The 22,683-nt window shown below is 69.8% G+C and carries 28 protein-coding genes; 11 read left to right on the plus strand and 17 right to left on the minus strand.

The genetic code is table 11. The annotated features are described in order from the left end of the window. Positions 1–5 precede the first annotated feature (5 nt). The gene (hemW, locus tag ACK4K7_RS12300) at positions 6–1,160 is read left to right on the plus strand and encodes a radical SAM family heme chaperone HemW (protein WP_431866382.1); all 1,155 of its coding nucleotides are present in this window, start codon (positions 6–8) and stop codon (positions 1,158–1,160) included. A 7-nt stretch (positions 1,161–1,167) separates the two neighbouring features. Here hemW and ACK4K7_RS12305 read toward each other — a convergent pair whose 3' ends face one another. Continuing rightward, positions 1,168–2,370: a penicillin-binding protein activator gene (locus ACK4K7_RS12305; RefSeq protein ID WP_431866384.1), complete on the minus strand. Its 1,203-nt coding sequence runs from the start codon at positions 2,368–2,370 to the stop codon at positions 1,168–1,170. Between the two features lie 11 nt (positions 2,371–2,381). On the opposite strand from ACK4K7_RS12305, the gene rsmI reads away from it, so the two are divergent. Both rsmI and ACK4K7_RS12315 read left to right on the plus strand, forming a co-directional pair. Further along, entirely contained in the window at positions 2,382–3,212 is an 831-nt protein-coding gene (gene rsmI / locus ACK4K7_RS12310; RefSeq protein WP_431866386.1) for a 16S rRNA (cytidine(1402)-2'-O)-methyltransferase, read from the plus strand. Beyond that, positions 3,209–3,562 (plus strand): YraN family protein, encoded by a 354-nt coding sequence (locus tag ACK4K7_RS12315; protein ID WP_431866388.1) that lies wholly within the window; start codon positions 3,209–3,211, stop codon positions 3,560–3,562. Before rsmI ends, ACK4K7_RS12315 begins: the two co-directional genes overlap by 4 nt. 129 nt (positions 3,563–3,691) lie before the next feature. On the opposite strand, the gene ACK4K7_RS12320 is transcribed toward ACK4K7_RS12315, so the two are convergent. The 3 genes from ACK4K7_RS12320 to ACK4K7_RS12330 all read right to left on the minus strand — a co-directional run bounded on the left by ACK4K7_RS12320 (position 3,692) and on the right by ACK4K7_RS12330 (position 7,299). Beyond that, complete coding sequence (locus tag ACK4K7_RS12320; protein WP_431866390.1) at positions 3,692–4,549, minus strand: metallophosphoesterase family protein; 858 nt, start codon at positions 4,547–4,549, stop codon at positions 3,692–3,694. A 31-nt stretch (positions 4,550–4,580) separates the two neighbouring features. Then, positions 4,581–5,621, minus strand: coding sequence for an alanine racemase (alr, locus tag ACK4K7_RS12325; RefSeq protein WP_431866392.1), 1,041 nt, complete (start codon positions 5,619–5,621; stop codon positions 4,581–4,583). Positions 5,622–5,682: 61 nt separating this feature from the next. Beyond that, complete coding sequence (locus ACK4K7_RS12330) at positions 5,683–7,299, minus strand: MFS transporter (RefSeq protein WP_431866394.1); 1,617 nt, start codon at positions 7,297–7,299, stop codon at positions 5,683–5,685. 106 nt (positions 7,300–7,405) lie between these two features. Here ACK4K7_RS12330 and fumC point away from each other — a divergent pair, with 106 nt between their 5' ends. Further along, on the plus strand, positions 7,406–8,806 hold the full coding sequence (fumC, locus tag ACK4K7_RS12335; protein WP_431866396.1) for a class II fumarate hydratase: 1,401 nt from the start codon (positions 7,406–7,408) through the stop codon (positions 8,804–8,806). 4 nt (positions 8,807–8,810) lie between these two features. Here fumC and ACK4K7_RS12340 read toward each other — a convergent pair whose 3' ends face one another. Beyond that, the gene (locus tag ACK4K7_RS12340) at positions 8,811–9,335 is read right to left on the minus strand and encodes an acyloxyacyl hydrolase (protein WP_431866398.1); all 525 of its coding nucleotides are present in this window, start codon (positions 9,333–9,335) and stop codon (positions 8,811–8,813) included. 68 nt (positions 9,336–9,403) lie between these two features. Between ACK4K7_RS12340 and ACK4K7_RS12345 the strand changes: the two genes are divergently transcribed. Further along, positions 9,404–9,583, plus strand: coding sequence for a hypothetical protein (locus ACK4K7_RS12345; protein WP_431866399.1), 180 nt, complete (start codon positions 9,404–9,406; stop codon positions 9,581–9,583). 53 nt (positions 9,584–9,636) lie between these two features. On the opposite strand, the gene ACK4K7_RS12350 is transcribed toward ACK4K7_RS12345, so the two are convergent. Then, on the minus strand, positions 9,637–10,197 hold the full coding sequence (locus ACK4K7_RS12350; protein ID WP_431866401.1) for a DUF2585 domain-containing protein: 561 nt from the start codon (positions 10,195–10,197) through the stop codon (positions 9,637–9,639). Then, entirely contained in the window at positions 10,194–10,727 is a 534-nt protein-coding gene (locus tag ACK4K7_RS12355) for a DUF1697 domain-containing protein (protein WP_431866403.1), read from the minus strand. Before ACK4K7_RS12355 ends, ACK4K7_RS12350 begins: the two co-directional genes overlap by 4 nt. Before the next feature lie 199 nt (positions 10,728–10,926). On the opposite strand from ACK4K7_RS12355, the gene ACK4K7_RS12360 reads away from it, so the two are divergent. Genes ACK4K7_RS12360 through ACK4K7_RS12370 form a run of 3 tightly spaced genes read left to right on the plus strand, consistent with a single transcriptional unit; the run spans position 10,927 to position 13,187 of the window. Beyond that, a complete protein-coding gene (locus ACK4K7_RS12360) occupies positions 10,927–11,910 on the plus strand; it encodes a calcium/sodium antiporter (protein ID WP_431866405.1) in 984 nt (327 codons plus the stop codon). 42 nt (positions 11,911–11,952) lie between these two features. Continuing rightward, the gene (gene gmk, locus ACK4K7_RS12365; protein WP_431866407.1) at positions 11,953–12,585 is read left to right on the plus strand and encodes a guanylate kinase; all 633 of its coding nucleotides are present in this window, start codon (positions 11,953–11,955) and stop codon (positions 12,583–12,585) included. Positions 12,586–12,602: 17 nt separating this feature from the next. Continuing rightward, positions 12,603–13,187: a hypothetical protein gene (locus ACK4K7_RS12370; RefSeq protein WP_431866409.1), complete on the plus strand. Its 585-nt coding sequence runs from the start codon at positions 12,603–12,605 to the stop codon at positions 13,185–13,187. 46 nt (positions 13,188–13,233) lie between these two features. Here ACK4K7_RS12370 and ACK4K7_RS12375 read toward each other — a convergent pair whose 3' ends face one another. The 8 genes from ACK4K7_RS12375 to ACK4K7_RS12410 all read right to left on the minus strand — a co-directional run bounded on the left by ACK4K7_RS12375 (position 13,234) and on the right by ACK4K7_RS12410 (position 18,041). After that, complete coding sequence (locus ACK4K7_RS12375) at positions 13,234–13,923, minus strand: ATP12 family chaperone protein (RefSeq protein WP_431866411.1); 690 nt, start codon at positions 13,921–13,923, stop codon at positions 13,234–13,236. After that, positions 13,920–14,153, minus strand: coding sequence for a hypothetical protein (locus tag ACK4K7_RS12380; protein WP_431866412.1), 234 nt, complete (start codon positions 14,151–14,153; stop codon positions 13,920–13,922). Before ACK4K7_RS12380 ends, ACK4K7_RS12375 begins: the two co-directional genes overlap by 4 nt. Further along, positions 14,150–14,821 (minus strand): HAD-IA family hydrolase, encoded by a 672-nt coding sequence (locus ACK4K7_RS12385; protein WP_431866414.1) that lies wholly within the window; start codon positions 14,819–14,821, stop codon positions 14,150–14,152. Before ACK4K7_RS12385 ends, ACK4K7_RS12380 begins: the two co-directional genes overlap by 4 nt. Before the next feature lie 4 nt (positions 14,822–14,825). Next, entirely contained in the window at positions 14,826–15,908 is a 1,083-nt protein-coding gene (locus tag ACK4K7_RS12390; protein ID WP_431866416.1) for an RluA family pseudouridine synthase, read from the minus strand. Then, the gene (crcB, locus tag ACK4K7_RS12395; protein ID WP_431866417.1) at positions 15,905–16,282 is read right to left on the minus strand and encodes a fluoride efflux transporter CrcB; all 378 of its coding nucleotides are present in this window, start codon (positions 16,280–16,282) and stop codon (positions 15,905–15,907) included. The genes ACK4K7_RS12390 and crcB overlap by 4 nt, the downstream gene beginning before the upstream one ends. Positions 16,283–16,361: 79 nt before the next feature. Continuing rightward, on the minus strand, positions 16,362–17,075 hold the full coding sequence (locus ACK4K7_RS12400) for a hypothetical protein (protein WP_431866419.1): 714 nt from the start codon (positions 17,073–17,075) through the stop codon (positions 16,362–16,364). Between the two features lie 62 nt (positions 17,076–17,137). Beyond that, on the minus strand, positions 17,138–17,500 hold the full coding sequence (locus ACK4K7_RS12405; RefSeq protein WP_431866421.1) for a ribose-phosphate pyrophosphokinase: 363 nt from the start codon (positions 17,498–17,500) through the stop codon (positions 17,138–17,140). A gap of 7 nt (positions 17,501–17,507) precedes the next feature. After that, entirely contained in the window at positions 17,508–18,041 is a 534-nt protein-coding gene (locus ACK4K7_RS12410; RefSeq protein ID WP_431866423.1) for a hypothetical protein, read from the minus strand. A gap of 103 nt (positions 18,042–18,144) precedes the next feature. On the opposite strand from ACK4K7_RS12410, the gene rarD reads away from it, so the two are divergent. From rarD to ACK4K7_RS12425, 3 genes are all read left to right on the plus strand, one after another. Continuing rightward, the gene (gene rarD / locus ACK4K7_RS12415) at positions 18,145–19,053 is read left to right on the plus strand and encodes an EamA family transporter RarD (RefSeq protein WP_431866425.1); all 909 of its coding nucleotides are present in this window, start codon (positions 18,145–18,147) and stop codon (positions 19,051–19,053) included. A 27-nt stretch (positions 19,054–19,080) separates the two neighbouring features. Then, positions 19,081–19,302, plus strand: a complete 222-nt coding sequence (locus tag ACK4K7_RS12420; protein WP_431866427.1) for a hypothetical protein — start codon at positions 19,081–19,083, stop codon at positions 19,300–19,302. 111 nt (positions 19,303–19,413) lie between these two features. Then, positions 19,414–19,686, plus strand: coding sequence for a hypothetical protein (locus ACK4K7_RS12425; protein ID WP_431866429.1), 273 nt, complete (start codon positions 19,414–19,416; stop codon positions 19,684–19,686). Here the strand turns inward: ACK4K7_RS12425 and ACK4K7_RS12430 are convergent. Both ACK4K7_RS12430 and ACK4K7_RS12435 read right to left on the minus strand, forming a co-directional pair. Beyond that, entirely contained in the window at positions 19,658–20,590 is a 933-nt protein-coding gene (locus ACK4K7_RS12430) for a metal-dependent hydrolase (protein ID WP_431866431.1), read from the minus strand. The genes ACK4K7_RS12425 and ACK4K7_RS12430 overlap by 29 nt on opposite strands. Positions 20,591–20,645: 55 nt before the next feature. Then, the gene (locus ACK4K7_RS12435) at positions 20,646–22,325 is read right to left on the minus strand and encodes a DUF6065 family protein (protein WP_431866433.1); all 1,680 of its coding nucleotides are present in this window, start codon (positions 22,323–22,325) and stop codon (positions 20,646–20,648) included. Positions 22,326–22,683 lie beyond the last annotated feature (358 nt).

The raw sequence follows: 22,683 nt of genomic DNA on the forward strand, positions 1-22,683 counted from the left end.
CCGGGATGACGGAGAAGGGTACGGGGAAGGAATCCCTCGCCCTCTACATCCATTGGCCGTTCTGCGTCTCCAAATGCCCTTATTGCGACTTCAACTCGCATGTGCGCGAGACGGTCGACCAGGCGGCGTGGCGCGACGCTCTGCTCGCCGATCTCGCCCACGAAGCGGAGCGGACCCGCGGCCATCGCCTCTCCAGCATCTTCTTCGGCGGCGGCACGCCGTCGCTGATGCCGCCGGCTACGGTGGCGGCGCTGATCGAGGCGGCCGGCCGCCACTGGACGATGCACGATGGCGTCGAGATCACGCTGGAAGCCAACCCCTCCTCGGTCGAGGCGGCGCGCTTCGCCGATCTGGCAAGGGCGGGCGTCAACCGCGTGTCGCTTGGCCTCCAATCGCTGGACGACCAGGCGCTTCGCTTCCTCGGCCGCGCCCACGACGTCACGGAAGGGCTGGACGCGCTTGCGACCGCGCAGCGGAACTTCCGCCGCGTCAGCTTCGATCTCATCTACGCGCTGCCCGGGCAGGGAGAGAACGCATGGCGGGCCGAGCTGGCGAGGGCTCTCTCCTTCGGCACCGGCCATCTCTCGCTCTATCAGCTCACCATCGAGCCCGGCACCCGCTTCGCGGCGCTGGCGGCCAAGGGAGAGCTGCCGGAATGCGATCCGGATCACGGCGCCCGTCTCTACGAGGTGACGCAGGAGATGACGGAGGCGGGCGGCCTCCCCGCCTACGAGATTTCCAACCATGCCCGGCCGGGTGAGGAGAGCCGCCACAATCTCGCTTACTGGCGCTATCTTTCCTATGCCGGCGTCGGGCCGGGCGCGCATGGCCGCCGCGGCGGCGCCTTCACCCGCCGCCACCGCAAGCCCGAGAACTGGCTGAAGGCGCTCGGCCGCAACGGCCACGGGATCGAGGAAGAGACGCCGATCGCCGCCGCCGACCGCGCGGTCGAGGCGCTGCTGATGGGCCTGCGCCTGCGCGAGGGCGTGGACCTGGCCCGCATCGCGGACCTCGCCGGTGGAGACGCGCCGATCAACCGCGACGCGCTTCGGCGGCTCGAGCAGCAGGGGCTGGCGCGGCTGGAGGGCGAGCGGCTGCGCGTCCTGCCGCCGGGCATGCTTCTCCTCGACCGGATCCTGGCCGATCTGGTGCGGGTCTGAACCCGCGTCAGTCGAACGCGCGCGGCGCGGGCGCGACCACATCCGATCCGCCGGCCCGCACTTCCCTCACTTCCAGCGCGCGTTCGGCGACGCCGTCGGCGCCGAAGCGGAAGATGCCGTCGAGGCCGATATAGCCGCCGCGGTCGCGCAGCAGGGCAGCCGGAAACGGGCGGTTCAACGGCCAGTCGGCCGCGACGCGGATTGCCAGCAAGGCGGCGTCGTAGCCGAGGCTGGACAGGCGATAGGGATTGGCCTGGTAGCGGGCGCGATAGCGGGCGCGGAACTGGTCGAACATCGCGTCCGACGCCGCCGCGTACCAGGCGCCGCGCAAAGCCGCATGGTCGGAAAGGTCGCTCTCCGTCGCCCACAGCTCGGTACCGAGGACGCGCACGTCCGGCGATCCCTGCCGCAGGAGCGGAGCCGCCGACGCCGCCAGCCGGCTGGTGTCGGCGACCAGCACCGCATCATATTGGCCCTGTCCCGTCAGCCGGGCGACGGCGTTGCGCAGGCCGGCCTCCGATCGGTCGAAGCCCTGCATCCCGACCATGCGGCCGCCGGAACGCTCCACCGCCGCGATCATCGCCTGCGAGGCGCGCTGGCCGTAGATGCCGGTCGGCACCAGCGCGCCGAACCGCTGCGCGCCGGCGGCGCGGGCATGCGCCACCACCCGCTCGATCGACTGGCCGGGATTGAAGCCGACGATGTACACGCCCTCTCCGGCCACGCCGATATCGTTGGAAAAGGCGATCACCGGCACCCGCGCCTGGCGCGCCGCTGGGGCGACTGCCCGCACGTCCTCGGCGAGCAGCGGCCCCAGGAACAGCCCGTTGCCGTCGGCCAGCGCCTCGTTCGCCGCGGCGGCCGCGCCATTGGCGGTGTCGTAGGCGGTGACGCGGATGCGCTCGCCGCCGGTGTCGAGCAGAGCGAGCTGCGCCGCGTTCAGCAGCGACTGGCCGACGCCGGCATTGGCGCCGCTCAGCGGGATGAGCACCGCGACCCGGTGCCGGTCGTCATCGCGCGGGATGACGGGCGGCGGGGCGGGAGGCTCGGCGCGAGTCGGCGGCGGCGCGGGCTCCTCCGCCGGCGGCGGGAGCGGGCGTTCCACGCGCGGGACGATCTGGCACCCGGCCGCGGCCAGGGAGAGCAGACCGATCGCCGCCGCCCTCAACCAGCGACGGCCGGCTTGCGGGCCATAGGACTGCTCTGCCATGTGGAATTCCCATGAGTGAAACGCTCTCGCCCGGCCTCTACATCGTCGCGACGCCGATCGGCAATCTTTCGGACCTCAGTCCGCGCGCCGCCGCGACCCTGGCCGCGGCCGATCTGATCGCGGTGGAGGACAGCCGGGTCACGGCCAAGCTGCTCCGCCACATCGGGGTCAAAAGGCCGATGGCGCCCTATCACGATCACAATGCCGACAAGGTCCGCCCCGGCCTGATCGCCCGCATGGCGAGCGAGGCCGTGGCGCTGGTGTCGGACGCGGGAACGCCGCTCATCTCCGATCCCGGCTACAAGCTGGTCCGCGACGCCCGCGCCGCGGGGATCGCGGTCACCACCATTCCCGGGCCGAGCGCGCTGATCGCCGCGCTGACTCTCTCCGGGCTGCCGACCGACCGCTTCGCCTTCTGGGGCTTCCTTCCCGCCAAGTCGGGGGCGCGGGCGGCGGCGGTGCGCGAGATGGCGGCCTTTCCGGGCACGGCCATTCTCTACGAAAGCGGCCCGCGTCTCGCCGCCAGCCTCGCCGCCCTTGCCGAAGGCCTCGGCCCCCGCGAGGCGGCGGTGGTGCGGGAGATCAGCAAGAGGTTCGAGGAAAGCGTCGCCGGCACCCTGCCGGAACTCGCCGAGCGCTATCGCGATTCGCCGCCCAAGGGTGAGATCGTGATCGTGGTCGGCCCGCCGGGCGAAGCCGAAGCGCCGCAGGAGGCGGACATCGACGCGGCGCTGCGCGAGGCGATGACCCGCCTCTCCCCGTCGCGCGCGGCGGCCGAAGTCGCCGCCGCGCTCGGCCTTCCGCGGCGGGACGTCTACGAACGGGCGCAGCGGCTCAAATGAGCCGGCGGCGCGAGGCGGAGCGAGGCGGCCGCCGCGCCGAGGCCAGGGCCGCTCTCTGGCTGCGCCTCAAAGGCTGGCGCATCCTCGCCGCCCGCGTGCGCACGCCGGTCGGCGAAGTCGACCTGATCGCGCGGCGCGGCCGCACCCTCGCCTTCGTGGAGGTGAAGGCGCGCGCCAGCGCCGACGAAGCCGCCGCGGCGCTCGACGACTGGCGGCTGCGCCGGGTGGCCGCGGCGGCCGAGGCGCTCGCGCCCCGTTTCGCCCGTCCCGGCGACGACATCCGCATCGACGCCGTCTTCATCGTGCCGCGCCGCTGGCCGCGCCACGTGGAAAATGTCTGGATGGGCTGAAGCGCGCCGGCCCCGGCGGGCGGCCTTAGGTGTTTACAAAGACGCGGAAAACATCCAGAATGGATGCAATCGCCGCAAGCCTCCCTGTTTGGGCGATCCGGCCCGGGCACGCCCCCCTTGTGCCCGGGCCTACTTGTCTCCGGCGGCCATCGCTTCGGCGCCACTCCTGCGGTGCCACATCTGTCCGTCATAGGCGTAGCGGGCATGATCGCGGCCCTCGAAATCGGTGCCGTTCCAAGCGACGACCTGCAGGTCCACGTCGGTATTGCGGTGCACTTCCAGCCAGTTGAAGCTCTGCACCTCGTCCGCCCTGATGCGGGTCGAGGTGGCGGTCCCGGCCTGGATGACAAGCGCGGGGCCGGCATTCTCCACCATCTTGCGCGCCGCCTCGGCGAAGGTGCGGTGGAAGTGGCCGGCCAGCAGGATGTGGACGCCCGCATCCGCAACCGCCTCGAGCGCCGGTTGCTGCCGGCCCACCGTCTTGGTGAGCGCCCCCTCCTCCCCCAGCGGCATCGCGAACAGCGGGTGGTGGGTGACGAGGATGCGGGTCTTTTCGGGCGGCACGGCCCGGAAGCTGTCGCGGATGATGTGCATCTGTTCGTAGTTGATCCGCCCGTCCTTCAGCGTGAAGGAGCGCGCCGTGTTGATGCCCAGCACCGCGAGCTTGTCGTTTTCGAACCAGGGGCAGAGGTCGTCGTCGATGTGGCGCTTGTAGCGGGCGAGCGGCCGCGCGAAGCGGCGGATGACGTCGTAGAGCGGCACGTCGTGGTTTCCCGGCACGGCCAGCGTCGGCAGCCCCGCGGATTCCAGCCGGTCCATGAACGCACCGGCGGCCCGATATTGCGCCTCCCGCGCACGCTGGGTGAAGTCGCCGCTGACGATGACGAGATCGGGTTTTCGCCCGATCACCCAGCGTTCGGCGGCTTCGACGATTTCCGGAACATGGGCGCCGAAATGGACGTCCGACAGATGCGCGATGGTGGCCATGGCGGGTGAACGAGCAGGTGCCCGCGCGGTTTCAGCTCCAGATCCGCTCGAAGCGCTGACCGAGGGTGGTCAGCAGCTCATACTGGCTGAGCCCCGAACCCGCTGAGGCGGTGGGCAGATCGTAGTCGATCTCCACCCAGTCGCCCTCCGCCAGGTCGGGCGCGGCATCGACGCGCAAGGTGGTGAGGTCCATCGACACCCGGCCCGCCACCGGCAGCTCGGCGCCTTGCCAGAAGGCCCGCCCCCGGTTCGAGAAGCCGCGCAAATAGCCGTCGGCATAGCCGATATTGATCACCGCCAGCTCGCACGCCCGCTCCGCCGTGAACGTGCCGTTATAGCCGACCCGCTCGCCCGGCCCGATGCGCTTGCGCTGCAGCACCTGCGCCTCAACCCGGACGACCCGTTCGATCGTCCCTTCCGCCTCGTGGCGCGGAATGCCGCCGTAGAGCGCGAGACCGGGGCGGGTCAGGTCGAAGGCGTAGTCGCGTCCCAGGAAGATTCCGGCCGAATTGGCGAGGCTCATCCGCTTCGCATCGACCCGCCCGCGCAGGGCGGCGAAGGCGGCGAGCTGGGTCCGATTGTCCGCGACATCCTCGTCGGCGCAGGCGAGGTGGCTCATCAGCGTCTCGACCCGCAGACCGTCGAGCAGCCCCGCGGCCACATCGCCGGGCGAGATGCCGAGCCGGTTGATACCGCTGTCCACCATCACGTCGAACGGCCGCCCCGTGTCGCGCCAGCGCGCGACCTGCAGCGGCGTCGAAAGGACCGGCCGGGCGCGGCTGCCGATCGCCGCGTCCATGTCGTCGGCCGAGACGCCGTGCAGCACGGAGATGGCGCCCTCGCCCACCCAATTGGCGATCTCCTCCGCTTCGGCCCAGTGCGATACGAAGAAGTCGCGGCAGCCGGCGTTCGACAGGCGCAGCGCCGCGTCGCGAGCCCCGAGGCCGTAGGCGTCGGCCTTGACGGCGGCGCCGCAGGCGGCCGGGCCGCTCTCCTGCGCCAGCCGCCGCCAATTGGCGACGAGCGCCGCGCCGTCGAGGCGCAGGCGAAGGGGACGATGGACCAGCGTCATGGGCGCGGGATTAGGGACGCGGCGGGTGAAGCGCAACAAGGCTGCCGCGCCTCGCGGGCCGTCAGTCCAATTCCTTGCCGGCCGTCTCCGGCAGCCAGATCAGCGCCACCACCAGCGCCAGCGCCACCACGCCGAACGTGTACCAGAGCCCCGAAAAGGGATCGCCCGTCTTGGCGATGATATATTGGCTGATGAAGGGCAGGAAGCCGCCGAAATAGCCGGTCCCGATATGGTAGGGGATCGACATGGAGCTGTAGCGCACCCGCGCCGGGAACATCTCGGTGAGAAGCGCCGCGACGGGACCGTAGGTCATGCCGGAAAGGACGCCCAGCACCACGATCGCGAACAGGATGGTGAGGATCGCGCCCCACCCCGGCCGCACCGTCTCGAAACTGTAGCCGGCCGCCGCGAGCGCGGCGTCGAGCCCCTCGGGTGTGGTGTCGGCGACCGGCTGCCCGCCGATCGTCACTCCCGCCGCCGGCGCGGTGAGCTTGTCGTAGTGAATTCCGCGCTTCGAGAAATAATCGAGCAAGCGGCCGCATTCGGTGGCCTGGCCCTTGGTGGCGAACGGGTTGAAGCTGCAATCCGGCCCCTGCACCACGATCGGCGCGCGCGCGGACGCCTCGGCGAGCGACGGATTGGCCGCATTGGCGATGATGTGGAACATCGGGAAGAGAAGGACCAGCGTCAGCACATAGCCGATCAGGATCGGCTTGCGGCGCCCGATCCTGTCCGACAGCCAGCCGAACAGGATGAACCAGACGAGGCTGACCACCGCGCTCGCGCCGATAATCGTCTTGGCCAGCGTCTCCTCGACCCGCATCGCGTTCTGGAGGAAGTAGAGCGTCTGGAACTGGGCGGTGTACCAGATGACGGTAAGACCCGCGGCGACGCCGATCATCGCGACCAGGATCCGGCCGGTGTTGCGCCGCGTCGCGAAGCTTTCCTTCAGCGGGTTCTTGGCCAGCCCGCCGGCCTGCTTCATCGCCTGGAAGACCGGGCTCTCCTCCAGCTTCATGCGGATCCACAGCGAGATGGCGAGCAGCACGATCGAGAAGAGGAAGGGCAGCCGCCAGCCCCATTCCGCCCAAGCTTCGGCCGACATGCTCCATTGGCAGCCGAGAACCACGACGAGGCTCAGCAGGAAGCCGCCGGCGACGCTCGCCTGGATGAAGCTGGTGTAGAAGCCGCGTTTTCCGGGCGGGGCATGCTCCGCGACGTAGATCGCCGCCCCGCCATATTCGCCGCCGAGCGCCAGCCCCTGCAGGATGCGCAGGAAGATGAGGATGAGCGGGGCCGCGATCCCGATAGAGGCATAGGTGGGAACGAGCCCCACCGCTGCGGTCGCCCCGCCCATCAGCGTGATGGTGATGAGGAAGGTGTATTTCCGCCCCAGCTTGTCGCCCAGATAGCCGAACAGGACGGCGCCGAGCGGGCGGAAGCCGAAACCGACCGCGAAGCTCGCCAGCGCCAGCAGGAACTGCACGGTGGGATTGTCGGCCGGGAAGAACAGCCGCCCGATCGTGATCGCCAGCGTGCCGTAGATGAAGAAGTCGTACCATTCGAACACGGTGCCGAGCGAGGAGGCGATGATCACCTTCCGGTCGCGCTTCACGTCGACCACATAGTCGCCCGACACCGGACGCACCGCGTCCCCGTCCAGAACGGCACCCGTCATCCAACCCTCCCCCGTATTTTCCCCGCAGTTAAGCCGAGCCGGGCGGTTCCGGCAAGCGGCGCGCGCCCGCTTGCCCCTCTCCGCGGCTGCTCTTAATGGGGCGGGCATGAACGACATCACCAGCACCCGCACCGAAACCGACAGCTTCGGACCCATCGACGTTCCCGCCGACGCCTATTGGGGCGCGCAGACCCAGCGTTCGATCGAGAATTTCCCGTTCGGCGAGCGCGAGCGGATGCCGATCGAGATCGTCCATGCGCTGGGCTTCGTAAAGCAGGCGGCGGCGCGGGTGAACGCGAGGATCGGCGGGCTCGACGCGGAGATCGCCGAGGCGGTGCAGCAGGCGGCGGGCGAGGTCGCGTCCGGCCAGCATGACGACCAGTTCCCGCTCGTGATCTGGCAGACGGGTTCGGGCACCCAATCCAACATGAACGCCAACGAGGTGATCGCCGGCCGCGCCAACGAGATCCTGAGCGGCCGGCGCGGCGGCAAGAGCCCCGTCCACCCGAACGACCATGTCAACAAGGGCCAGTCGTCGAACGACAGCTTCCCGACCGCGATGCACATCGCCGCGGCGCGCGCCGTCGACCAGCGGCTGCTGCCCGCGCTCGCCACGATCCATCGGCGCCTGAAGGCGCAGGCGGAGGCCTGGGACCGGATCGTCAAGATCGGCCGCACCCATCTCCAGGACGCGACGCCGCTGACGCTGGGCCAGGAATTTTCCGGCTACGCCTATCAAATCGAATGCGGGATCGAGCGGGTGAAGGCGGTGCTGCCGCGGCTCCATCAGCTGGCGCAGGGCGGCACGGCGGTCGGCACCGGCCTCAACGCGCCCAAGGGCTTCGGCGAGGAATTCGCGAAGGAAGTGGCGAAGCTCACCCGCCTGCCGTTCGAAACCGCGCCCAACAAGTTCGAGGCGCTGGCCAGCCACGACACGCTGGTCGAGCTGTCGGGCGCGCTCAACGTGATCGCCGTCTCGCTGACCAAGATCGCGAACGACATCCGCCTGCTCGGCTCGGGTCCGCGCTGCGGCCTCGGCGAGCTCCGGCTGCCGGAGAACGAGCCGGGCAGCTCGATCATGCCGGGCAAGGTGAACCCGACCCAGGCCGAAAGCCTGACGATGGTCTGCGCCCAGGTGATGGGCAACCATGTCGCGGTGACCGTGGGCGGCCTCCAGGGCCATATGGAGCTCAACGTGTTCAAACCGCTGATCGGCGCCAACGTCCTGCGCTCGATCGACCTGCTCAGCGTCGGCATGGAAAGCTTCACCGCCCGCGCGCTCGACGGCATGGAAGCGGACGAACAGCGCATCTCCGACCTGATGAACCGGTCGCTGATGCTGGTGACCGCGCTGGCGCCGGAAATCGGCTACGACAATGCCGCCAAGATCGCCAAGCACGCGCACGAGCAGGGCCTGACGCTGAAGGAAAGCGGCCTCGACCTCGGTCTGGTCAACGAGGAGACGTTCGACCGCGTGGTGCGGCCGGAGAATATGCTCGGCCGCTGATCGCTCAGCGGAAGCGGTAGTTCAGCCGCACGCCGAAATTGTCGCTGCCCGGATTGTTGCGCGACAGCAGTTGCGCATGGCTGTAGTGCACCCAGCTCGCCTCCACCGACCAGGCGGAGTCGATCTGATATCCGGCGGAGATTTCCGGAACGAACACCACCCGCGATCCGAAGTCGATCCGGTCGGGCGGCGTGCCCGGCCCGCGCGGGCCGTCGTGGACCGCGACGCCGATGCCGGGCCGCACGTAAAGGGTACGACCAATCTTCCAGCTGATCCCGGCGCCGAGGAAACTGGTGTCGCCGGACGTGTTCACCTGCGCATAGACATGCGGCGACGGGGCGCCGACCGCGCGGAGCGCCTCGATCCGGTCGCCGCGCCAGCCGAGCATCAGGTCGATCCCGCCTTCCTGCCCGCTGCGCGTGATCGGCGTCTGCACGTCGTGGACATAGGCGCCGCCGAAAATCTCTCCGGCGGAAGCCGGCGAAGCGGCGACGGCGCCGGCGAGGGCGAGGAGCGGGAAATTCTTCATCCCGGCAGAAACCCTGCCCGCGGGCGCCGGTTCCGGAACCCGCGCGGAGCCGCCCGTGTTGATGGCGCATGAGCGATGAACCCACTCCGCCCGCCGCCACCAATCCCGGCGACGAGGCCGCGCCGGGCACGCCCGGCACCGGCGAAAACCTCTGTCCGCACTGCGGCGGCTCGGGCGAGCATGACGGCACGCCCTGCCCCGTCTGCGGCGGCACGGGCAAGGTAACGGAGGGCCTGGCCGGCGGCTGAGAACCGCCCGCCCCGCCCCGCCGAACGTCGACGCCTGGGAACGGCGATGGCGCTCATCCCGCCTGCCAGACGCGGACCGCGTCGATCGGGTGGACGAGCATCAGGACGTTGAGCGCCAGATTGTCCCGGATCGTCCAGAGCGTCAGCAATTCGAAGCCGACGGCCAGCGCGACGGTCGCCGCCACCGGAAGCCGCGCGGCGAGGAAGAAGCCGAGGCTCATCCAGCCGATATCGGCGACGCTGTTGAGGACGCTGTCGCCTGAATAGCCGAACGCCATCGTCGCCTCGCGATAGCGGTCGATCACCATCGGCGTGTTTTCCAGCACCTCCCAGGCGGCTTCGATCGCGACCGCGAGCGCGAACCGCTCCCCGAGCGGGCGCGAGCGCAGCAGCAGCCAGCCGAGCAGGTAGAAGAGAAAGCCGTGGATCACGTGGCTGGGCGTGTACCAGTCCGCGATATGCTGGCTGTTGTCGGGCCCCTGCACCGTTCCCGTCCACAGCCACACCTCGCCCGAGGCCGCGATCGGCGCGCGCCCCATCCACAGGAGCAGCAAGGCGGCGGCGAGCGCGATGGCCGCGGCGGCGAGCCAGTGGCGCGGCGCGACGCTCCTCATCCTCGCAGCAATTCGCCGATCTTCGATGCGGTGCGCCAGTTGCGCGACGTGGCGGGCGAACCCGCCGCCTTGTCGATATAACCCGGCATCAGCTTCGACCCCCAGGCGCCGCCGGCGTAATGGATCCAGATCGCGCCGGCGGCGACCGCCACCCTCTCGCCCATCAGCGCCTCCTCGGCGAGCCGCCCCTCGGCATCCGGCGCGAGCGGCGCCTTGGACAAGGTGAGCATCAGTCGTTGCGGTTCGGCGCCGGCCGCATCCGGAAAGGGATTGGCGGCGATGAAGCCCGCCCATTCTTCGGCGGACCGGACCACCACCGGGATCCTAAGGCCGAAGTGCGCCTCGATCGCCGCCTCGAGCGCGGCGTCGAGCCCCTCCCCGTCCGCTTCGAACAGCAGGTTGCCGCTCTGGATCACCGTTTCGACCCGCCGCCAGCCCAGCCCTTCACCCAGCGCGCGGAGGTCCGCCATCGGCACCTTGTTGCCGCCACCGACATTGATGCCCCGCAGCAGCGCGATCTTCCGTCCCATGGCAGCAGTCTAGCACTTGATTTCGCCGCCGCACCGGATATTTCGCCCGCGCGGGCCGGGCCCCTCTGGCGATCGGAATGGATCGCGATGTCGGACCGCATCGGGCGGGGTTCGCCCGGTGCAGCGAGCGGCCTTTCCTCCCTCCTCGCATCGAATCGCCCCCCGGCCGCGTTCGTCGAGGACATAACGGGATGAAAGCATGCTGATGACGATGCTGGCGCTCGGCGCCGGGCTCCTCCTCCTGATCGCGGGCGGCGAATTGCTGGTCCGCGGCGCGGTCCGGATCGCCGAGCATATGCGCCTGTCGCCGTTGCTGATCGGGCTCACCATCGTCGGCATGGGCACGTCGATGCCGGAACTGGCGACCAGCGTTCAGGCGTCGCTCGCCGGATCGCCGGGCATCGCGATCGGCAACATCGTCGGATCGAACATCGCGAACCTGCTGCTGATCCTGGGCTTCGCGGCGCTCATCTCTCCCTTGGCGGTGGCGAAGAGCACGCTCTGGCGCGACGGCGGCGTCGGCCTGGCGGCGGTGGTCCTGCTGCTGGTGGCGGGTCTCGCGGTCGGTCTGTCGCGGCCGGTCGGCCTCATCTTCGTGCTGCTCCTCGCCGGCTATGTCTATTACGCCTATCGCGAGGAGAAGCAGGGCCATCCCCACACCGCCGCCTACGACAAGGCGCTGGCGGCCGAGGAGACCGACCCCGCCTTTATTCCGCACGAAACGGCGAGCGGCGGCCTGCTCGTCCCCGCCGTCCTGTTCGTCGTCGGGCTCGCCCTGATCGTCGGCGGCGGCACGCTGCTGGTGAACGGCGCCATCGCGCTCGCCCAGGCCTTCGGCATTTCCGACACGGTGATCGGCCTCACCATCGTCGCGGTCGGCACGTCGCTTCCCGAGCTCGTCACCTCGGCGATCGCCGCGCTGAAGCGCCAGTCGGACGTCGCGCTCGGCAACGTGCTCGGCTCCAACATCTACAACGTCTTCTTCATCGGCGGCGTTACCGGGCTCGTGTCGCCCACGGAGATTCCGCCGACGATCCTGTCCTTCGACCTGTGGCTGCTGATCTCGGCCTCGGCGGCTGTGATGGTGTTCGCCTGGACCGGCGGCCGGCTGTCGCGGCGGGAGGGCCTCGTCCTGCTCGCGGCCTACGGCATCTACACGGCGCTGACGGCGGGCTGGCTGTAATCCGCTGTTGACCTCCCCCGCCTATCCCGGCCAGTAGCGCCCATGGCGACCGGAAATCCGCTCCAGCGTCGGGGCCTCCTCTTCGTGCTGTCGAGCCCCAGCGGGGCGGGCAAGACCACCATCTCCCGCATGTTGCTGGAGCGCGACGACGGCATCCAGCTGTCCGTCTCCGCCACCACGCGTCCCCGGCGCGAGGGCGAGCAGGACGGGCGCGACTATCATTTCGTGACGAACGACGAGTTCGACCGGATGGTGGCCTCGGGCGCGTTCCTCGAATGGGCGCATGTGTTCGGCCACCGCTACGGAACGCTGCGCACCGAAGTGGTGCGGACGATCGAGAATGGCTGCGACGTGCTGCTCGACATCGACTGGCAGGGCACGCAGCAGCTCAAGCAGGTCGATCCGGACATCGTCCGCTGCTTCATCCTTCCGCCTTCGATGGAAGAGCTGGAGCGCCGGCTGCGCGCCCGCGGCACCGACAGCGGCGACGTGATCGGCCAGCGCATGGCCCGCGCCGCGGCGGAGATCAGCCATTGGGCCGAATATGATTATGTCTTCATCAACGACGATGCCGACCATTGCCTGAAACTGGTCCACACCGTGCTGAAGGCGGAACGGCTGAAGGCGTCGCGCCGCATCTTCCTTCACGACTTCGTTCGGAGCATGATCGGCTAACGACAAGGGAGACTGCGATGAACCTCGGCAAGGTCCTGATCGGCGCGGTGGCGGCCGCGTTCGCTATGTTCATCATCGGCGCCCTGTTCTTCGCGACGCCGCTCAGGGGGCTCGGCCAGGGCAATCTTCCCAATGCCCAGGCGGCGGAGGTGCAGCGCACGCTCGCCGCCAACCTGCCGAACACCGGCACCTACATCATCCCCGACGGCGGCACGCAGGAGCAGACGGTGATGTACGGCCAGGGCCCGATCGCCACCGTCCACTACAATACGGACGGCTTCGCCGCCTTCGACGCAGGATCGATGGCCGCCGGCTTCGTGCTCTATCTGCTGATCGCCCTGTTCATCGCCGGCGCGCTGTGGCTGATGGAGCGGCAGGTGCGCGATTTCCCCACCCGCGCCAAGGTCGTCTCCGTCCTCGCCGTCGCCGCTTCGGCCTATATCCACCTCAAGATGCCGATCTTCTACCATCACGGCTGGGGGCATTACGTCTATTTCTTCGTCGCAGACGCGCTGACGCTTTCGGCCGGCGGGCTGATCATCGCGCGCTGGTTCCTGCCGGCGAACCGGACCGCCCCGGCGGACGCGCCGACCGACGTGTGAAGGCTCATCCTCTCTGTCCGCGCAGCGGATGGGGAGGACGATCCTCCTACAGAAGCCGCAGGAAGCGCTCCGCCGATTCGAATTCGGCGCGGCGATTGGCGAGCACGGCCGCGGCTTCGGCATCCTCGCCCCATTGTTCGGCCTGCCACTGCTCGTCGAGCGCGGCGGCCGACCAGGCGGTGTCGAGATCGATCGCTTCCTCGGCGACGGCGAGCGCGATGAGTAGCGATCCGGCGATCGTCACCAGCGGCGACAAGGCGGCGAGTTCGAACGGCGGGCGCGCCGCCACCGCGTGCGCCAGCCGCCGCGCCGTGTCTTCGGGCTGGCTGCGGTGCATCACCCCGCACACGATCTCGAAATCCACGTCGAAACGCCGCCGTGCCCACGCGATCAGCGGGTCCCAAACGCGCGCCTGCCGATCGGCCAGCGCGGCCGGATGGTCCGCGCGGTAGCAGAGCAGATCGCTTTCGCCGTAGCGGGCGAGCGTGGCGGCGAACGCCTCCTTGTCCGGCGCCACCCTGTCGATGGCCGCATTGGCGAGGCCGGTGAACGGCATCGCGCGCGGATCGATCTTCTCGCCCTGCGCATTCCATTCCGTTGCCACCGCCCTGGCCAGCCGCTCGGTCGGGAGCAGCAGCGGATGGCGGGCGGGCGTCCGCACCGGCCGGCCGTCGAGCAGGACTTCCCAGCCGCCGTCCACGGCGCGGACGGCGGCCTCCTTGTAGAAACGCTTCATGGGCCGGGCGGCGTCCGCCAGCTGCGCGACAGTCTTTTCGGGCCCCAGAAGCTGATCACCAGCCCGATCAGGGCCAGCGGCAGGCCGATCTCGATCGCGCCGCCTTCGCGCACGAAGTCGCCGTGCCACAGGACGAGCCCCAGGAGCACGATCAGGGTCCCGCCGATTCGGGTGAGGTTCAAGAGGATGAACCGGTTGCGCCACAGCGCCTCTTCTTCCTTCGGTGTCATGCCAGCGCCCTTGTCATCTCCAGGATGTCGGATGGCCGAACGGCGACGCGGTGCGCGCCCGCGGCGACCAGTTCGTCCGCTTCATGATAGCCCCAGGCGACGCCGACCGCCGTCACGCCCGCGGCGCGCGCCATCGCCATGTCGTAGCTGGTGTCGCCGATCATCAGGCAGGTCTCGGGGGCCGCGCCCGCCTCGGCCAGCGCCTGCTCGATCATCGACGGATGCGGCTTGGACGGATGCCGGTCGGCGGTCTGGAGCGTCACGAAGCGGCGGTCGAGCCCGTGCCGCTCGAGGCAGAGGCGAAGGCCGCGATCGGACTTGCCGGTCGCCACGCCGAGCAGCCAGCCCTCCTCCTCCAGCGCGTCGATCAGCTCCAGGATGCCGTCGAACAGCGGCTCCTCGACGAGACCGCTGCCGCGCAGCCGCTGGAAGGACAGCTTGTAATCCTCGGCAAGGGCGACATGGGCGTCGTGATCGGCGTCCGGCAGCATCGCCCGCATCGCTTCAACGAGGCTGAGCCCCACCACCCGGCGCGTCCGGTCGCGGCAGGGCGCCGGGAGCCCGGCACGGGCGAAGCAATCCTCCATGGCGAGGCAGATGTTCGCCTGGCTGTCGACCAGCGTGCCGTCGCAGTCGAAGATGGCGAGACGGTTCACGGCTTGAAGCATCCCCTCATCTTCGCCCCCGCGAACGCCGCTCGCCGCGGCGCTCCTTGCGGACCTGCTTGGCGTGGGCGCGGGCCTTGGCCTTTTGCTGTTCGCGGCTCGGCGGCGCGGCTTCGTCGAGCGGCAGGTCGCCGGCGGCCGGATCGAAGCCGAGCGCGGCCATGCTTTGCGCGAAATGGTCAGGGAGCTCCGCCGTCGCATCGATCCGGCCGCCGTCCGGATGGTCGATCCGCAGCCGCCTTGCGTGGAGGTGGAGCTTGCGGCTGATCGTGCCGGTGAGGAACGCCTCCTGCCCGCCATATTTGCCGTCGCCGACGATCGGATGGCCGATCGCGGCCATATGGACGCGCAGCTGATGGGTGCGGCCGGTGAACGGCTGCAGCTCCACCCAGGCCGCGCGATTACCCGCGCGTTCGATCATCCGGTAGCGGGTGCGGGCAGGCTGGCCCTCCTCCTCGTCGACATGCATCTTCTCGCCGCCGGTGCCGGGCTGCTTGGCGATGGGAAGGTCGATGAAGCCGTCCTCGATCGACGGGACGCCGACGACCAGCGCCCAGTAGATCTTGCGCGCGGTGCGGCCGGAGAAGCTTTTCGAGAAAGCCGCCGCGGCGCGCGCGGTGCGCGCCACCAGCAAGGCGCCGGACGTGTCCTTGTCGAGCCGGTGGACCAGCTTCGGCCGTGCGCCGGCCCCGTCGGCGAGGCCGTCGAGCAGGCCGTCCAGATGGACGCTGGTCTTGGTGCCGCCCTGGGTCGCCAGCCCCGGCGGCTTGTTGAGCACGAAGGCGGCCGGATCCTCATGGATCACCATCTCCCGCACGAAGGCCACTTCGTCCTCGCTCAGCGGCCGGCGCTCGGGACCCTTCGGGCGGGCGCCCTGCGGAGGCGGCTCGGCGGGCGGAACGCGGATCGCCTGTCCCGCCTCGACCCGGTCCCCGGGCGCGGCGCGCTTGCCGTCGACGCGCAGCTGCCCGGTACGCGCCCAGCGCGACACCAGGGTGAACGGGATGTCGGGCAGGTGGCGCTTGAACCAGCGGTCGAGCCGGATGCCGTCGTCGTCGGCGGAGACGCTGAACTGGCGTACCTCGCTCATGCCGCCGCCTTCACGGCAACGAGGCCCAGCCAGAGCGCGAGTACCGAACCGGCGACGGAGGCGGCGGCATAGAGCCCCGCGACGCCATATTGGCCGCGCGCGATCATGTTGAACGTCTCCAGGCTGAAGGCCGAAAAGGTGGTGAAGCCGCCGAGCAGGCCAAGGCCGACGAACAAACGAACCGGCTCGCCGCCCAGCCCCTCGCGCACCAGCAGCCCGACGAGCAGGCCGGCGCAGAAGCCGCCGACCAGGTTGACGATGAGCGTGCCCCAGGGGAAGCCCGGCCCGAACTGCCGAAGCGCCAGCCGGCCGACCTCGAAGCGAAGTCCCGCGCCGATCGCGCCGCCGACCATGACGAGGAGGAGATTTGGCATCGCCCGCGATGTAGCGATGCCACTCCGCATGCGCCAGTGCTTGCCGCCGCCGGTCGCGATGCCGGCGGAGGAAGGAGGCTCAGCTGCCGCGGTTGACGATCAGCGCCACGTCCGCTCCGCCCTCCTTGGGCGTCACGATCAGGTAGAAAGCGCCCTCGGCGCTGTCGACGCCGCCCAGCACGATGTCGCCGCCCCGGCTCTGCTGTTCGGCCGAAAAGCCCGCCGCCTCGGCGCGCTGCCGGTACCAGCCGAGCACCTGCTGCGGCGCGTCGCGGGTCTCGAAGGTCACCACCCGCACCCGGCAGTCGCCGCGGTCGTTGCCCGCCGCGTCGGTGAGGCGGCCGCCGGGATAGGGCGGGAAGGCGGCCGGGAGACGGCCCGCCCATTCGAGGCCGTATTGGAACTCGCCGCCGCATGCCTCGCCCCGCGCGGCGGGATTGCCGCCGCAGCCGGTGCACTGCCCCTCGCCGCCCGCCACGGGCCTGTGCGCCGCCTGCACCTGCCCGGCGGCGGCCGAGGCCGGCCGGGGCTGCGCGGAGCCGCGCTGATCGACGGGATATTGCGCCTGGACCGGCGTCTCGGGCGGCCGCACCGCGTTGCGGTTCGATTGCTGCGCCAGCGCCGGATCGACGAGGATCTGGTCTTCCAGCGCGCTGGTGAGCGCCGGATCGGTGTCGTTGGCGGTGAGCTCGTTGTCGAGCGCCGCAATATCGTTGCCCGCGCCTTGGCCGCAGGCACTTAGGGCGAGGGCGGCGGCGAGAATTGCGGTGAACATGGCGACACGGCTCTTCATGATGAGGTTCCTCGAACGACCGTCTATCATGAAGGGTGCGGCCAATGGGTGACCGGAGATGGTTAACGGGCCGTCTCTGCCTCGCCTGTCCCATTATCGGACTGCCAGTAAGCGAAGGTTTCCGCCTGAACCCGGGCGATGAAGCGCTTCGCTTCAGGTCCTTCCCACTGGCCGCGATAGTCGGATCGACCGACCCACCAGCCCTGCCCCGGCAGTCCGTCGCTCTGCCGCACCACCAGGACCGCCAGCTCCGGCTCGCCGCGGACCTCCGCTTCCTCGTCGATCCGGGTGAGCACCGCGCAGAGCGCCCGCATCTTCGGCCGCGAGAAGGCGAAGCCGAGATGGGCCAGCATCTCCGAATAGGTGACCGCCACGCCGGCGCGGGCGGCCGCGATCAGATGCGCGCGAACCTCGTCCGGATCCACCGCCGGGTCAGTTCCGGTCGCGCAGCAGCAGCCTGATGTCGGTGCCGCCGCCGGCTCCGGGCGCGAGGCGGGCAGTAAAGGGGTTGGCATCCGTGCCCGTGACGCCGGTGAGCACCGTCGCATCGCCCTCCCGTCGCGACTCGCCGACGGTGAAGTCGCCCGAGCGGGCGGGGTCGCGGTACCAGGCGGCTACCGCCTCCGGCGGGTCCGCGACCGCGAAGCGCAGCTCCACCTCGCCCTGGCCGCCTTCGCCGCCGCCCTCGACATGCATGCCGCCGAACCGGGCGCCGGGCGGCACCACCTTGCTTTCGGCGTCCGCCACCGCGCGTCGCGCGATCGCGTCCGGAATGTTGATCGACAGATCGAGGCCGGGCGCCTTGATCGACACGCGGCCGTCCTCGGCCTTGCCCTCCGCCGAGACGGACGCGTTCGCCGCCGCCCCCTCGCCTCCCGCCTGCTCCTCGCCGCCGCCGATCCGCGCTTCACAACCTGCGATCAGTGCCGCCGCTCCGGCGACCACGATCCACTTTCCGAACGTCATCCGCCTCTCCCTTGCCGATGCTCGTATTCGCTTTAGGCGTGTTACTCGCCTAATACAATAGCGGCGCTTGCCGCAGCGGCATCTCTCCTCTAGCGCGCCGCCGATGACGAACGAGCAACGGCGCACGCGCGCGGGGCTGTGGCTGGGCCTCGGCGCCTATCTGGCCTGGGGCGTGCTGCCGCTCTATTTCAAGGCGCTAGCCCATGTCGATCCGTTCGAGATCGTGGCGCATCGCATCCTCTGGTCGCTCGTCTTCCTCGCCGCTTTGGCCACCTTGTGGCGGCGCTGGCCGGCGATCCGGACGGCCGTAGCGACTCCGCGTGTCGCCTTCACCCTGCTGGTCACGGCCGCGCTGATTGGGGTGAACTGGCTGATCTACATCTGGGCGGTGCTGAACGGCCATGTGCTGGAAGGGAGCCTGGGCTATTATCTCAATCCCCTCGTCAACATCCTGCTCGGGACCCTGCTCCTCAAGGAGCGGCTCAGCCGGCCGCGCAAATTCGCGGTCGGCCTCGCCGCCGCCGGGGTGGCGGTGCTGGCGGTCGGCGCGGGCGACGGGCTGTGGATCAGCCTCGCCCTTGCCTTCACCTTCGCGCTCTACGGCTTCCTGCGCAAAGTCGCGCCGGTCGATTCGCTGGAAGGCCTGTCGATCGAGACCGCCTTCCTCGGTCCGCTCGCGCTCGTCTGGGTGCTGTGGTTGCAGAGCCGGGGGATGAGCAGCCTCGGCGCCTTCGGCATCGGCACCGACCTGCTTCTGATCCTCGCCGGCGCGCTCACCGCCATCCCGCTGCTGCTCTTCACCGCGGCCGCCAAGCGCCTGCCTTATTCGACGCTCGGTTTCCTCCAATATATCGCGCCCTCGCTCCAGTTCCTGCTGGCGGTGCTGGTGTTCGGGGAGCGGCTGACCTTCGCCCACATCCTCTGCTTCGGCGCGATTTGGACCGCGCTCGCCATCTTCACGCTCGAGGGCCTGCGCCTCGCGCACAAGGCGCGGGCCGAAACCCTTGCCTGATCGCGCGGGAAAGCGCATTTTCGGGCCATGCTGAACCTCGTCTCGCTGATCATCGGCGCCGTCGCGGCGATCCTCGCCGTGTTCGCCTTCTTCCCACTGCTCGGATGGGCCAACTGGTTCATCATCCCGCTGGCGATGATCGGCGCCCTGTTCGGCTTCCTGTCGCGAGGCACGGCCGGGCGGAACCTGAACCTGCTCGTCATCCTGATCGCGGTCGTGCGGCTGTCGCTCGGCGGCGGCATCATCTGACGAAGCGCGAGCGCTCGCATCAAGACGCTCCGCATCCTCGCCGTCGCGGCGGCGCTGCTGATCGCGGCGGGCGAGGTCGCGCGCTGGACGGGCGATCCGCGCTTCCTCCCGATGGCGTTCGACGAGCTTGCCGTCGCGGCCGCGCTCGCCGCCGCGGCATGGACCGCGCCGCGCTGGGGAGCGGCGCCGCTCGCCGCCGCCTGGGGCGCCTTTTCAGGCCTGATGCTCGCGCTCCTCGTGCCGACGCTCGATCATCTGCTGTTCGGTCCGCCCAAGGAAAGCGCGGTCTTCTACGCCGTCGCCCTGTCGGCGATGCTGGCGCTCGGCGTCTGGGCGACGCTGCGCGCCCTGCTCCTTACTCGGGAACGCGGACCCGGCGGGTGAAGCCCGCCCGGTTCGGCACGTTGCTGTAGCGCGCGTCGCTGATCGTCACGAGCGCGCCGCGCCCGTCCCGCTCCACCACGGCAAGAGGCAGGCGCGACCAATAGAGGAAGGCGGCGACCTCGCGATCCTCCGCCGCCTTGAGGACGGCGGGATCGGACATGTTGGTCGGCACCATCGCGGGCGCGAGGGTGACGCGCGGGGCCGGTGTCCAGCGGAACTCGCCCGATCCGTAGCTGTCGCCCCGTACGAAGACGAGATCGCGCCGGAGCGGATTGGCCGGCACCGGGCTTGCCAGCACCATGTCCGGCCGGCCGAACCCGCGCGCCTCGATCTCGCGCGCCGCGATCCGTTCCGCCGAACGCCCGCCCGCCGCCATCGCGCCGATATAGAGGAGCACGGCCGCGATCGCCGCGCCCGCGGCCGCCGGCGCCCGGCGCCGGCGCGCCAGCCAGATGCCGATGCCGAGGGCGCCCCACATGAAGGGATCGATGATGAACAAGGTGTCGCCGTAGAACCAGCGGTCGGAAAAGGGCATCAGCAGGCGCACGCCATAGGTGTTCAAAAAATCGAGCGCCGGGTGGGTCAGCATGCCGAGATAGGACAAGGCGACCAGCCAACCGAACCGCACCGGCAGCCGCCCCTCCGGCCGCTTGCCGCGGCGCGCCTGCCATCGGTCGAACCCGTACATGGCCAGTGCCAGCAGGACCGGCAGGATGACGAGCGCCACCGGCCCGTGCGTCCACCCGCGCCGCCAATCGAGATTGTGGCCGAACAGCAGCCCGAACGCGTCGATGTCCGGCAGATTGGCGGCGATCATCAGCGTCGCCATGGCCAGGCCGGTCTTCCGCTTGAGCCCCGCCTCGCCGAGCGCGGCGCCGGCCAGGGTGTGCGCGATATTGTCCATTCAGGCGACGCGCCGGACGCGGGTTGTCGGGCTCCAGGTCGGCATGCCCTCTCCTTCAGGCGGCGGGGAAGCGATCGTGGCCGACATTGGGCCAGCGGAAGTTGGTGTAGGTCAGCGTGACGCTGAAATCGAGCGCCGTCACCTGGTGCCACCAGCCGAGCGGGATGTAGAGCAGTTCGCCTTGCTCCAGATCCACGTCGTAGGTCCGCGCGTCCTTCGCGAGCGAGAACTGCTCCAGCTGGTCCGGATCGGTGATGTCGTGGATGTCGCTGAACACATGGGTGCGGTTGTAGAGGCGGGAGCTTTCCGACGGCGGGACCAGCACGATCCGCTTCGATCCGGTCACCTGCGCGAGGAGGTTGTTGGTGAGATCGTGGTGGAGCGGCGTGAACGTCCCCATCGGCCCGATCCACATCATCCCGTGTTCGCGGGTGAGATATTTCTCGAGATAGCCCAGATCCTCCATCAGCGGCGCCAGCGCCTCGCGGTTCGTGCCGCTGTTATAGGCGGTGATATAGGCGTCGTTGGTCCAGCCCGCGCCGTCGATCAGGTCCATATAGCGGTCGAACGGCAGGCGCTGCTTGTGGTCGTCCTTGGCGCGTTCGAAGTTCGGATCGTTGCTGCGGCCGCCCTGATATTCGACTTCGGCCGAACCGACCTTGCGGCGCAGATAATCGGGATTGAACAGCCGCAGCGCCGGCCAGTCGGCCATCTCGCCGGTGATCACCACCGGCCGCATCGGCGCGTAGAAGAGGTCGAGGAAATCGTCGCCGCTAAGGCCGCCGACGCGGCGGATCCCCTCCTCTGGCTCGGCGAGAAGCCGCTGCCGCTCGCCCACATCCAGCATCCAGTCGCGCCGCCGCAGCTGGAGGTCGTCCACCGGCGCCGGGCTTGCCTGCGCCGGAGCTTCGGCTGGAGCGGCAGCGGGCGGCGGCTCGGCCGCGGCCGCGTGCGCCATCGGGCAGGACCGCGCCTCCGGGAAGCTCAGCGGCTTGCCGTCCGCTCCGACGAACGGCGGCACCCGGAGCTTCGACTGGTGGTCGGGCGCTCCGTCGGACCCGTCGGGGCGCTTGCCGCGGTAATAGAGTTTCTGCCACTTTTCGGACGGCTTAGACGGCGGGTTCTTCTGGACATGCTCCTGGAAGGCGTTGCGCGACGCGCTCCAGGCTTCGAACTGCTCGCGAAGGCCCGGCTCCTCCTCGATCGGGCGCAGCCGGGGCACCACCCCCTCGACCCGCCCGCGTTCGACCGGGAAGATGAAGGCGATCGGCTCGTTCTGTTCGAACCGGACCCAGTGGTTGGGCCGGGTGAAGCGCCAGTTCATCGTGAAGCTGTAGGGCGACCAGTCGGTCTCGATCACGCCGGTCAGCGGAAAGATGCCGTCCTTGGCATGGTTGGGAACGGGCCCGACGAACAGGTTCCAGCCCGGCGGGGTGCGGAAGATGCCGGAGACGTGGAAGGTGATCGTGCCCTGGCCGAACAGCGAGACCGCCGCCTCGCGCGGATCGGTGCCTTCGTCGAGCCGGACCTCGACCTCGGACGAATCCTGTCCGCCCAGCCAGCGCGCCTCGAACCCGCAGGGGCTCAGCACTTCCCATCCATGGGCGTTGGCGATGGCGAGCGGCAGGCAGCGATAGGCGAAGGATTCGGGGGTCGCGTCCATCCAGTCGCGCTTCTGCGGCGCCGGACGCAGCCGCGGGTTCCAGCCCGGATAGGTATAGCAGATGAGGTCCATTTTTCCCGCCCCAGCATGAAAGCTTCGCGCCGACACTGCCGCGCCGGAGCCCTTCATGTCAAAAGGAACGAAGCCCGGCACGAACCCGTTGGCCGGGGAATCGCATGGAGGAGGACAGGATGAGGATCGTACGGGCTGGATCGGCATGGGCGGCGATCGCCTTGCTCGGCGCGGGTACTGCCGCGGGCGCCCAGAATGGCACGGAGACCGATGCGGGCGCCACCGTCGCCATACCGGCGCCGGCGGCCCCTGCGGCAACCCCCACCCCCGCGCCTCGCCCCACTCCCGCTCCGACACCGGCGCCGGCGCCGGCGCCCGCGCCTGCGCCCGAACCCATCCCGGGAACGGCGGCCGAACC

The sequence above is a fragment of the Allosphingosinicella sp. genome (assembly GCF_046295735.1).
Lineage (GTDB): Bacteria > Pseudomonadota > Alphaproteobacteria > Sphingomonadales > Sphingomonadaceae > Allosphingosinicella.

Coding starts and splice junctions, on each gene's coding strand:
- hemW (WP_431866382.1), top strand. CDS start 6: ATGACGGAGAAGGGTACGGGGAAGGAATCCCTCGCCCTCTACATCCAT.
- ACK4K7_RS12360 (WP_431866405.1), top strand. CDS start 10,927: ATGCTGATGACGATGCTGGCGCTCGGCGCCGGGCTCCTCCTCCTGATC.
- ACK4K7_RS12390 (WP_431866416.1), bottom strand. CDS start 15,908: ATGAGCGAGGTACGCCAGTTCAGCGTCTCCGCCGACGACGACGGCATC.
- ACK4K7_RS12430 (WP_431866431.1), bottom strand. CDS start 20,590: ATGGACAATATCGCGCACACCCTGGCCGGCGCCGCGCTCGGCGAGGCG.
- ACK4K7_RS12320 (WP_431866390.1), bottom strand. CDS start 4,549: ATGGCCACCATCGCGCATCTGTCGGACGTCCATTTCGGCGCCCATGTT.
- ACK4K7_RS12400 (WP_431866419.1), bottom strand. CDS start 17,075: ATGAAGAGCCGTGTCGCCATGTTCACCGCAATTCTCGCCGCCGCCCTC.
- ACK4K7_RS12385 (WP_431866414.1), bottom strand. CDS start 14,821: ATGCTTCAAGCCGTGAACCGTCTCGCCATCTTCGACTGCGACGGCACG.
- ACK4K7_RS12380 (WP_431866412.1), bottom strand. CDS start 14,153: ATGACACCGAAGGAAGAAGAGGCGCTGTGGCGCAACCGGTTCATCCTC.
- ACK4K7_RS12305 (WP_431866384.1), bottom strand. CDS start 2,370: ATGGCAGAGCAGTCCTATGGCCCGCAAGCCGGCCGTCGCTGGTTGAGG.
- ACK4K7_RS12420 (WP_431866427.1), top strand. CDS start 19,081: ATGCTGAACCTCGTCTCGCTGATCATCGGCGCCGTCGCGGCGATCCTC.
- ACK4K7_RS12350 (WP_431866401.1), bottom strand. CDS start 10,197: ATGAGGAGCGTCGCGCCGCGCCACTGGCTCGCCGCCGCGGCCATCGCG.
- ACK4K7_RS12340 (WP_431866398.1), bottom strand. CDS start 9,335: ATGAAGAATTTCCCGCTCCTCGCCCTCGCCGGCGCCGTCGCCGCTTCG.
- fumC (WP_431866396.1), top strand. CDS start 7,406: ATGAACGACATCACCAGCACCCGCACCGAAACCGACAGCTTCGGACCC.
- ACK4K7_RS12425 (WP_431866429.1), top strand. CDS start 19,414: ATGGCGTTCGACGAGCTTGCCGTCGCGGCCGCGCTCGCCGCCGCGGCA.
- rarD (WP_431866425.1), top strand. CDS start 18,145: ATGACGAACGAGCAACGGCGCACGCGCGCGGGGCTGTGGCTGGGCCTC.
- ACK4K7_RS12410 (WP_431866423.1), bottom strand. CDS start 18,041: ATGACGTTCGGAAAGTGGATCGTGGTCGCCGGAGCGGCGGCACTGATC.
- ACK4K7_RS12330 (WP_431866394.1), bottom strand. CDS start 7,299: ATGACGGGTGCCGTTCTGGACGGGGACGCGGTGCGTCCGGTGTCGGGC.
- ACK4K7_RS12375 (WP_431866411.1), bottom strand. CDS start 13,923: ATGAAGCGTTTCTACAAGGAGGCCGCCGTCCGCGCCGTGGACGGCGGC.
- ACK4K7_RS12355 (WP_431866403.1), bottom strand. CDS start 10,727: ATGGGACGGAAGATCGCGCTGCTGCGGGGCATCAATGTCGGTGGCGGC.
- ACK4K7_RS12345 (WP_431866399.1), top strand. CDS start 9,404: ATGAGCGATGAACCCACTCCGCCCGCCGCCACCAATCCCGGCGACGAG.
- ACK4K7_RS12315 (WP_431866388.1), top strand. CDS start 3,209: ATGAGCCGGCGGCGCGAGGCGGAGCGAGGCGGCCGCCGCGCCGAGGCC.
- gmk (WP_431866407.1), top strand. CDS start 11,953: ATGGCGACCGGAAATCCGCTCCAGCGTCGGGGCCTCCTCTTCGTGCTG.
- rsmI (WP_431866386.1), top strand. CDS start 2,382: ATGAGTGAAACGCTCTCGCCCGGCCTCTACATCGTCGCGACGCCGATC.
- ACK4K7_RS12370 (WP_431866409.1), top strand. CDS start 12,603: ATGAACCTCGGCAAGGTCCTGATCGGCGCGGTGGCGGCCGCGTTCGCT.
- alr (WP_431866392.1), bottom strand. CDS start 5,621: ATGACGCTGGTCCATCGTCCCCTTCGCCTGCGCCTCGACGGCGCGGCG.
- crcB (WP_431866417.1), bottom strand. CDS start 16,282: ATGCCAAATCTCCTCCTCGTCATGGTCGGCGGCGCGATCGGCGCGGGA.
- ACK4K7_RS12435 (WP_431866433.1), bottom strand. CDS start 22,325: ATGGACCTCATCTGCTATACCTATCCGGGCTGGAACCCGCGGCTGCGT.